General features: G+C 50.4%; 8 protein-coding genes. 4 read left to right on the top strand and 4 right to left on the bottom strand.

Annotation, left to right across the window (positions count from 1 at the left end; all coding sequences use genetic code 11):
* Positions 1-411: 411 nt before the first annotated feature.
* Positions 412-1,689 carry an MFS transporter gene (locus F1593_RS26680; protein WP_149404598.1) on the top strand — a complete coding sequence of 426 codons (1,278 nt, stop codon included), beginning with the start codon at positions 412-414 and terminating at the stop codon, positions 1,687-1,689.
* Between the two features lie 16 nt (positions 1,690-1,705).
* Positions 1,706-1,858, top strand: coding sequence for a hypothetical protein (locus F1593_RS28740; RefSeq protein WP_172632480.1), 153 nt, complete (start codon positions 1,706-1,708; stop codon positions 1,856-1,858).
* Between the two features lie 124 nt (positions 1,859-1,982).
* On the opposite strand, the gene F1593_RS26670 is transcribed toward F1593_RS28740, so the two are convergent.
* The 4 genes from F1593_RS26670 to F1593_RS26655 form a co-directional block, all read right to left on the bottom strand.
* The gene (locus F1593_RS26670; RefSeq protein ID WP_149404596.1) at positions 1,983-2,372 is read right to left on the bottom strand and encodes a macro domain-containing protein; all 390 of its coding nucleotides are present in this window, start codon (positions 2,370-2,372) and stop codon (positions 1,983-1,985) included.
* A gap of 63 nt (positions 2,373-2,435) precedes the next feature.
* On the bottom strand, positions 2,436-2,855 hold the full coding sequence (locus tag F1593_RS26665) for a DUF302 domain-containing protein (RefSeq protein ID WP_216369002.1): 420 nt from the start codon (positions 2,853-2,855) through the stop codon (positions 2,436-2,438).
* Between the two features lie 174 nt (positions 2,856-3,029).
* On the bottom strand, positions 3,030-4,763 hold the full coding sequence (locus F1593_RS26660; RefSeq protein WP_149404595.1) for a TolB-like translocation protein: 1,734 nt from the start codon (positions 4,761-4,763) through the stop codon (positions 3,030-3,032).
* A complete protein-coding gene (locus F1593_RS26655; protein ID WP_235932721.1) occupies positions 4,760-5,290 on the bottom strand; it encodes an RNA polymerase sigma factor in 531 nt (176 codons plus the stop codon). The genes F1593_RS26660 and F1593_RS26655 overlap by 4 nt, the downstream gene beginning before the upstream one ends.
* Positions 5,291-5,503: 213 nt before the next feature.
* Between F1593_RS26655 and F1593_RS26650 the strand changes: the two genes are divergently transcribed.
* Together F1593_RS26650 and F1593_RS26645 are read left to right on the top strand one after the other, a co-directional pair.
* A complete protein-coding gene (locus F1593_RS26650) occupies positions 5,504-6,346 on the top strand; it encodes an aminoglycoside 6-adenylyltransferase (protein ID WP_149404593.1) in 843 nt (280 codons plus the stop codon).
* 266 nt (positions 6,347-6,612) lie between these two features.
* Positions 6,613-7,119 carry a nitroreductase family protein gene (locus F1593_RS26645; RefSeq protein WP_149404592.1) on the top strand — a complete coding sequence of 169 codons (507 nt, stop codon included), beginning with the start codon at positions 6,613-6,615 and terminating at the stop codon, positions 7,117-7,119.
* The last annotated feature ends 479 nt before the right edge of the window (positions 7,120-7,598 follow it).

Genomic DNA, 7,598 nt, shown 5'->3' with positions numbered 1-7,598 from the left:
GTCGACCGTGAGCGATACTTGAATATGCATAAGAGTTTCCTTTCTGTGGGTTGGATGGGTTTTTTATATCCTACCACAACTGGAAACTCTCTTTTTTCTCGACCCAGGGTTTTGGGTGGAACCAACATCGTGCTTGGGGATATTCCAGAGCCTTGGAGAGAGATGTTCGTACGATGGACGGAGCACGGGCCTGCACTGCGCTTCGTGCCCACGTCCTCCGTTCAGGGAGTGTCAGGGGCACGGACCAAATTGTGGTGAATTCTCCTTATTTAATGGATAGATACTGTGAAGTTGCTCTATAAAAGCAGGTTGTTTGTTAGGATGGAATAAATTGAGGCGCTCTTTGCTTACTAAATGTAGAGAGATGTATGAATATAGAAGCTCTGAGGCTATGGAATTATTGGAGGCTTAATGGCTGTTGGTGTTACGGATAAGCGTCGTGAAGCATTTATTCTGGTGCTTTTATGTCTGGCCCAGATTATGGTGGTGCTCGATTTTTCAATTGTGAATATCGCCTTGCCGTCGGTACAAAAGGATTTAGGGCTCTCCACCCAGAATCTACAATGGATTGTGAGTGCGTATTCGCTGACCTTTGGTGGTTTTCTGATGCTGGGTGGTCGGATGGGAGATCTCTATGGCCGGCGTAAGCTGTTTATGATCGGATTATTTCTGTTCTCGCTGGCTTCGTTTGCCGGGGGGCTGGCTATTTCTGGTGTCTGGTTGATTGTTTCACGTGCCGTGCAAGGACTTGGGGCTGCGTTGATTGCTCCAACCTCGCTCTCGTTGATTACGACAAACTTCGCGGAAGGGCCGGAGCGCAATAAGGCCTTTGGCTTGATGGGAGCGATGGCCTCGCTTGGCTTTGCCATTGGAGCCATTCTCGGTGGTCTTCTCACTGCCGGTCCGGGCTGGCGCTGGGTGATGTTTGTGAATGTGCCGTTGGGATTGATTGCTTTGATTCTGGGACCTTTGTTGCTGGCTGAGAGCCGTGTGCATTCTGAGCAGCGGCGTCTGGATGTGCTGGGGGCGGTCCTTGTTACTGCGGGATTGGTGATCCTGGTCTATGCGCTGGCACGCGGCAATGATCTGGGCTGGACCTCGTTGTCCACGCTGGGATTGCTGCTGGCGGCAGTGATCTTGCTGGTCACATTTGTCCTGCTTGAGGCACACTCAAGTTCTCCTTTGATCCGCCTGAGCCTGTTTCGACTGCCAACCGTCACCGGAGCCAATCTGGTCAACTTTATTGCGCCCGGCGTGTTTGGTGCCCTTGTTTTCATCCTGACCCTGTATATGCAGAAAGTGCTTGGCTATTCAGCCATCCAGACCGGACTGGCCTTTTTGCCGCTGGCCTGTGTGATCCTGATCTTCTCGAACGCCTCCTCACGGCTTATCACGCGTGTTGGGGCCAAACCACTGCTGCTGATAGGACTTATTCTGACGATCATCGGACTACTCCTCTTTCTGGGACTATCCGCGACCGGTAGTTATGTCGGCACGCTGCTGCCGGGCATGCTCGTAGTTGGATTGGGCATGGGTATCGCCTTTGCGACCGTCGTCATCGTCGCCACAACCGGCGTCAGCGACGATGGGTCTCTTCAATACCACCATGCAGGTCGGCTCCGGCCTGATCCTGGCGATTGCCACCGCCATAGCCGCTGCGCAGACGGCTGGACTGATGCAAAGTGGTAGGGAGGCCAGAAGCGCATTGACAGGAGGCTTTGTGGCGGCCATCATCGCCTGTGCCATCTTTGACGCACTTGCCGTGCTGGTAACCATCTTCTTCGTCCGTGGAAGCGAGCGTCAATCTCCGATAGCCATCCCCGAAAGCGTGAAGGACCTGCAACCAACCCGCCCATAATGCTAGCGGGAAGAGATCATCATCAATGAAGCAAGCGATCAGGATTGGGTCGGGAAATATTCTCGATCTTCTTCGGTGATATAGATATCCACAGCGATATCGATCTGGCCGAGTATCTCGGCCATCAGCGGCCCCACGGCGCTCCATGACAGCCTGCCCCCAATCCTGCCCCCAACCGGGGAAAGGCAATGCTTGTGATCTCAAGCTCTTTGTAATAGGCGACAAAATATTGAAGACCTTGCTCAAGATAGGCGATTTTGGAGTCGCCGCGCCAATGATCTTTCGTGGGGAAATTGAGTATCCAGGGTGTGCTGACCGTATACAGAGTTGGCTGACCGATACGCAATTTCCCCTCCTGACAATCCTGTTGATAAGACGTGAACATCTCTGGAAATCTTTGTTTGAATGCCAGAGCCAACCCCTTGCCCATATGGCCCCGACAATTGACCGGATTCACAATCACCTGTGCCCTGGATGTGAAGATATCTCCCGTATAATACGTTATATTTGCCATAAAACTCCTGCATTAAACATCGTAAATGCGAATATTGCTGACGTATCAGCGTTTTTCGGTACCTTAATGCTGGATCGTTTGTTCGATCAGGGCATCTGCGCCTGCGATGTTTTTGATGAGGTTCTGAGGAATGGCGTAGCGGGCGCTGAGATAGGTGGGATTAGTGGAACTCACCCAGACTTGATCGTGTTCGTCCTGCCAGATCAGGAGCTTGAGGGGCAGGTCAAGGGCGATTAGCGGAGAGGTGATCATTAATGGTGTGCCTGCTTTGGGACTGCCGAAGATCAGGACGTGGGTTTCGCGCATCTCCAGGCCGGCGCGTCTGGCCTCTGCGCTATGATCGATATGTGCAAAGAGCGTCAAACTATGTCCCGGTATGCTCTGCTTGAACAGCTCTAACGTCTTCTGTATCGAATGTGGACTGCGCCTGCTCACGATCCCCTCGGCTGTCGGTAGCCCATCAATCTTCTCTGAAGTACTCATATTTCGCTGTCTCCTGTTCTATCTAATGGTAACCTTAACCTTGTACTTGATTTCATTGTCATTGTAGCATGTTCATCTTTTTTTGTTGTTCAGATAAAACTGTAACACCATGGATGTCAGGTTTTCCTCTGAGAAACCTGACATCCATGGCGATTGTCTCTGTTCTGAACAGGATTAGAATTGAACCCAGCCGATCAGTACGAACATTTCGGGACTCTGGGTTGTGGCAAAAGTTGTGATCGTTCCTCCATTGGTTGATCCAAATGCAAGCGTTTGCTGCTGCTTGTTATCTGTGTCCAGAGTAAATTCTTGCCCATCCTGGCTAAATGGCTGTGGAACATAGGATACATTATTGGCTGCTTGCTCTGTTATTATATGTACTAAGTTTGTACCATCTGTATTCATTGTCCAGAGGCCATTTTTGTCAGTGTTCGGAGCAGGATTTTGAATGACGAACCAGACCATGGTATTTGTAATAAAGCCAGCGCTGGTAATATTATGGGTTGGCGCATCATTGAAGATTTGTTCATCTCCACCTGCTATGGGGCGCAGGCTGAGGTTACTCGGCCCAGTTGGGATAACTGGCACTTGCATTCCGTTTGTGGGAACTGGCGTCATATAGTTATCAAACAATAGCTGACTGCCATCCGGGCTTACCGAAAAATCATGACAGTGGGTATCTGTTTTCCATGGCACCTGTAATTGGGCATCCGTGGTGAGTGGGATACTCTGGAGGTTACTTCCTTGCTGACTGACATCTTTGCTCACATCGTTCAAGAGAGCCAGGCTATAGTTGTTACAGGTAACACCCCCTGAATTCCATGCGTAACGCACATAGATACCAGTATTGCCGACCCAACCAATCACTTGCAAAGCTGAAACATCCTTTGCGTTTGGAGCCTCCAGGATCTCTCGCACGTTGCCGTTGGTCAGATCGATTGAGGTTAAATGTGCTGCAACATGATATTTTGCTGTGGTTTGAAGGATAAGATAGTGCTGATTGGGGGACCAGGATGCAACGCCAACAGATGGATCGGAAGTACAATAGAGTGTTTGTAATTCTTGACCATCGGATCGCATCAGGTAAAGCCTATAATTGCCATCTTGTATTGCCATGAATACGACCCATTGTCCCTCAGCCGACGTTAATGCCGGGCCGATGTCCAGTACCCCGGATGATGGATTGGCTGTAAAAATGGTTGTTGTGATGCCGGTGGTGACATCATAGCGTTTTATTTGCCCTGTGTCTGTAGCTGTGGCTGATTGTTCACGGTAAAGGATGCCGCGATGGCTAGTTGCTGTAAGCGGGGTCATGATAGCAGCGCGGGCTGTCCCGCTGGTGGGACAACTGGTCTGCGTGGCAGGTAGTTGTGCTGATACAGGGGTAGCTGTTTTTGAGGGTGATGTTACTGTTGGGGTTCTCTGCTGCTGGATAGCACTGTGGGTAGGGACTGCCGTTGGAATGATCTCTGGATGCGATCCAGTCATATGAGGGTAAATATTTAAGAAAACCACCAGCAGGCCGATGAAGAGCCCAATGATGAGTATGGCTACTAAGGCTTCAAGCCAGGGCCTTCTGACCCTTGGAGTGGACGCTCTTTGCATAGGAATAATCCTTTTCTGATCGTTTTGTTTTTTGATGTGAGGTTGGATTGGGAGCATGTTAGATGCGTCTGCCGATTGCTCTGCACTGGCAGCATGGCGCTGTTGTAGTCGTTGCAGCACGCGATCAATTGAGGCCTGATCTGCTTGCCTGTCAGGCGTATATGTGGATAAGGCGTGTAAATCCTGGACGAGCCGCTTGTCGGATTGAGGAAAGGAAGATGCTCCAGTATCATCTACTTGAAAGAGTGTGTCAAGCTGTTCTTCGATTGTGCCTGCTGCAAACTCCTCATGATGATCTGTCATAGGTTTGTTCCCTCCTTATAAATGGCTCGCAAGTGCTTGAGTGTGCGTGAGAGGAGTGCGCGAACGGAGCTTTCACGCAGTCCCAGAATGATGGCGATATCGGCACAACGCAGTTCATTGGTAAAGCGTAGATGCAGTACCTCCTGTTGTTGGTCAGATAACTGCTGGACTGTACTTCTCAATTGGGCGAACTCTTCTTGCCGTAAGGCACGCTGTTCAGGAGTGAGGGAGTCATCCTCAAAAAGATCTTCCATGACCTGATCCAGGGCCACATAGTGCCATCGAGCCTGATGGCGATAGCGATCAATGGTCTTGTTGCGGGCCACCCGAAACAACCAGGCACGTTGCTGCTGTTCACTCAGAATCGTGAAGTCCTTTTTTTCCAGAGCAGCAACAAACACTTCTAGTAAGAGATCCTCAGCGTCCTCGCGTGCTGTATTGTATAAGCGCAAATAGGTGAAAAGATCAGTCGCATAAAGGGTATAGAGTTTTTGTATAATCTGTGCATACTCGATAGAATCTAGCACGTATTTTATTTCCTCCCTCGACGGAAGCATATTTTAAGCTCTTCATAAGTAAGTCGTTCGAGTTATCAAAAAGCTGCAAATATATGGATGAGATTTGTGTTCTCTTTTTTCCTCTAGAAGTGAGATCCAACCTCCTCACATGCTGAGCGTAATTCCAATAGTGTAGCATGAATTTTTGCTCAATTATTTGGTGTCTATAAAGGGTTAGTGCGTATGTCAGAATATGTGACACGTGGCTTGATGCTGCAGCGTTTGGTTGATGTGGCGCGAACGGATCAACGTATTGTTGGACTGGTGGATTATGGTTCTAGCAGCTATCGACGGGCTGATGAGTGGTCGGATATCGATGTGGCGCTCTTTGTGCGTGATGCGGATTTTGAGGCATTTAATCGTGCCTGGAAGGAGTGGGCGGCACAGTTTGGCGAACTCTTACTGGCCTATCGCGGAGGTATCGGGCATCCCTGGACGGTTTATGCTGCACAGCCTGTTCCACTGCGGGTCGACTTCAACTTTTATCCTGAAGCAGAAATCGGGCAGATCCTGACGTGGCCGAATAGCCCATCTGACAGTGCGGCGATGATCTGTTATGAGGGAAGCGGTGGGCGTTTAACGGAAACGGTTCAACAGATTGTGGGGCGTTCGTTGCGCTTGCCTTCAGAAGATATCGCTTCCATGTTTGAGCAGGTCGCTGGCGATTTCTGGTACTATGTGCTCTATATGTTTAGCAAGTGGAAGCGCGATCAGGTATGGCTTGCACGCCAGACCTTTCATGGCGAAGTGATGCAGAATTTGCTGGCGCTGCTGCGTCTTGAGGCGAATGCGCTGGATGAGTGGCGCAGTACCTCGGCAGCCTGGAGGATTGAGCAGATGCTCTCACCAGAGCGACTCCAACAACTCGATGCCTGTATCCCCGCATCAGGAGCAGCATCTCTCAAACAAAGCCTCGTGGCGGCGGCAAATATGGGTTATGAGGCATGCGAACATATTGCCCATCAATATTGCTGGACCTGGCCCTGGCGTGTTGCTGAGCATACACTACAGGTCATCTCTGCATAGATGCAGGGTGTTGTTGACTTGCTTCTACATATCCCATGAGATATTTCTAATCTCTGCATTGGAATAGCATAATATGTATTTCTTATCTATCTGATATATATTACGGTGAGAAGTAATTTTGTGCTTGAAAAGCATTGAAAAAGTGGTATGCTATTGGGGGTAGTGAATTGGCATCGCTGCATATGGCGCTTGAAGGTGCTAACTATAAGGATCATTGTGTGTGTTTGCGGCAGCGGTGCGTTAGTGAGTCTAAGAAAGAGGATACGATGGAAGTATTTGATGCTGTTCGTACTGTGCTGGCGGTCCGCCAGTTTCAGGATAAGCCGATCCCGGATGCTATTGTGCATCGCATCGTTGAGGCGGGGCATGTGAGCGCCAGTAGTATGAATGGTCAGCCGTGGCATTTTCTCGTGATCCAGAATAAGGATACCTTGCGTCAACTGGCTCCGCTTGCCCGTACAGGTCCTTACATCGCTCAGGCTCCTCTAGCGATTGTGGTGGGCCTGGAAAAGAGCCCCTATGGCATTGCTGATGCCAGCCGCGCCATTCAATCCATGGTCCTGACGGCGTGGGAAGAGGGCATCGGCTCCAACTGGGTCGGCTTTGACAATCTGACCCAGATTCATCCGCTGCTCGGCATTCCCGACGATATCGAGGTGCTGGCGATCCTGCCCTTTGGTTATCCCGTGGCAAATATTGGCAAGGGTGCCAAGAAGCGCAAGCCTCTGGCAGAGATCGCCCATCGCGAACGCTGGGATCAGCCGTTTGAGTAAAGGCTGAAATCGCATTGTTCAGGCTTGACTTTCTGCTCACTGTTGGCGCTATAATGCAGTGTACAGTACTGGGCAGAAAGGATATTTCATGGATGATCTTTCGATAGCGGCGGCTCATCGAGCTGAGCAGATTCTTACAGAAGTCTTTGGCGGTCCGATTGGATGCTACGACCAGCCGCTTGATTGATTTCGAGGGTGCCCCAATATGGTTCACATACCTGCAATGATGATGGAGAAGGGTAGGTGCGTGCCAGGGCCGCAGCCGAGGTGCGCTTTCCTCTTCCTCGTACGATACACGCACCCGTAGGCTCAGATCCCATCAGCACCTACTCCAACAAATGGGGGTGAAGCAAGAGCTCCCTGCCTGTATGGTTTTCCGTCATCGAGACCCGGCCCTGTTTTCCCTCATCGTATCTGCAGAGGTGGGTGAGAAGGAGCCTGTCTTTCTGCGATATACTACCACGAAAAGGAGGGTGATG

It is taken from the genome of Dictyobacter arantiisoli (assembly GCF_008326305.1).
Classification (GTDB): Bacteria; Chloroflexota; Ktedonobacteria; order Ktedonobacterales; family Ktedonobacteraceae; genus Dictyobacter; species Dictyobacter arantiisoli.
The sequence above is the reverse complement of the archived record's forward strand: the minus strand, read 5'-3'. Positions and strand labels throughout refer to the sequence as shown.

Bases quoted from the DNA above. Each gene is read 5' to 3' on its own strand.
- F1593_RS26680 (WP_149404598.1), top strand. From the start codon at position 412: ATGGCTGTTGGTGTTACGGATAAGCGTCGTGAAGCATTTATTCTGGTG.
- F1593_RS26670 (WP_149404596.1), bottom strand. From the start codon at position 2,372: ATGGCAAATATAACGTATTATACGGGAGATATCTTCACATCCAGGGCA.
- F1593_RS26665 (WP_216369002.1), bottom strand. From the start codon at position 2,855: ATGAGTACTTCAGAGAAGATTGATGGGCTACCGACAGCCGAGGGGATC.
- F1593_RS26660 (WP_149404595.1), bottom strand. From the start codon at position 4,763: ATGACAGATCATCATGAGGAGTTTGCAGCAGGCACAATCGAAGAACAG.
- F1593_RS26650 (WP_149404593.1), top strand. From the start codon at position 5,504: ATGTCAGAATATGTGACACGTGGCTTGATGCTGCAGCGTTTGGTTGAT.
- F1593_RS26645 (WP_149404592.1), top strand. From the start codon at position 6,613: ATGGAAGTATTTGATGCTGTTCGTACTGTGCTGGCGGTCCGCCAGTTT.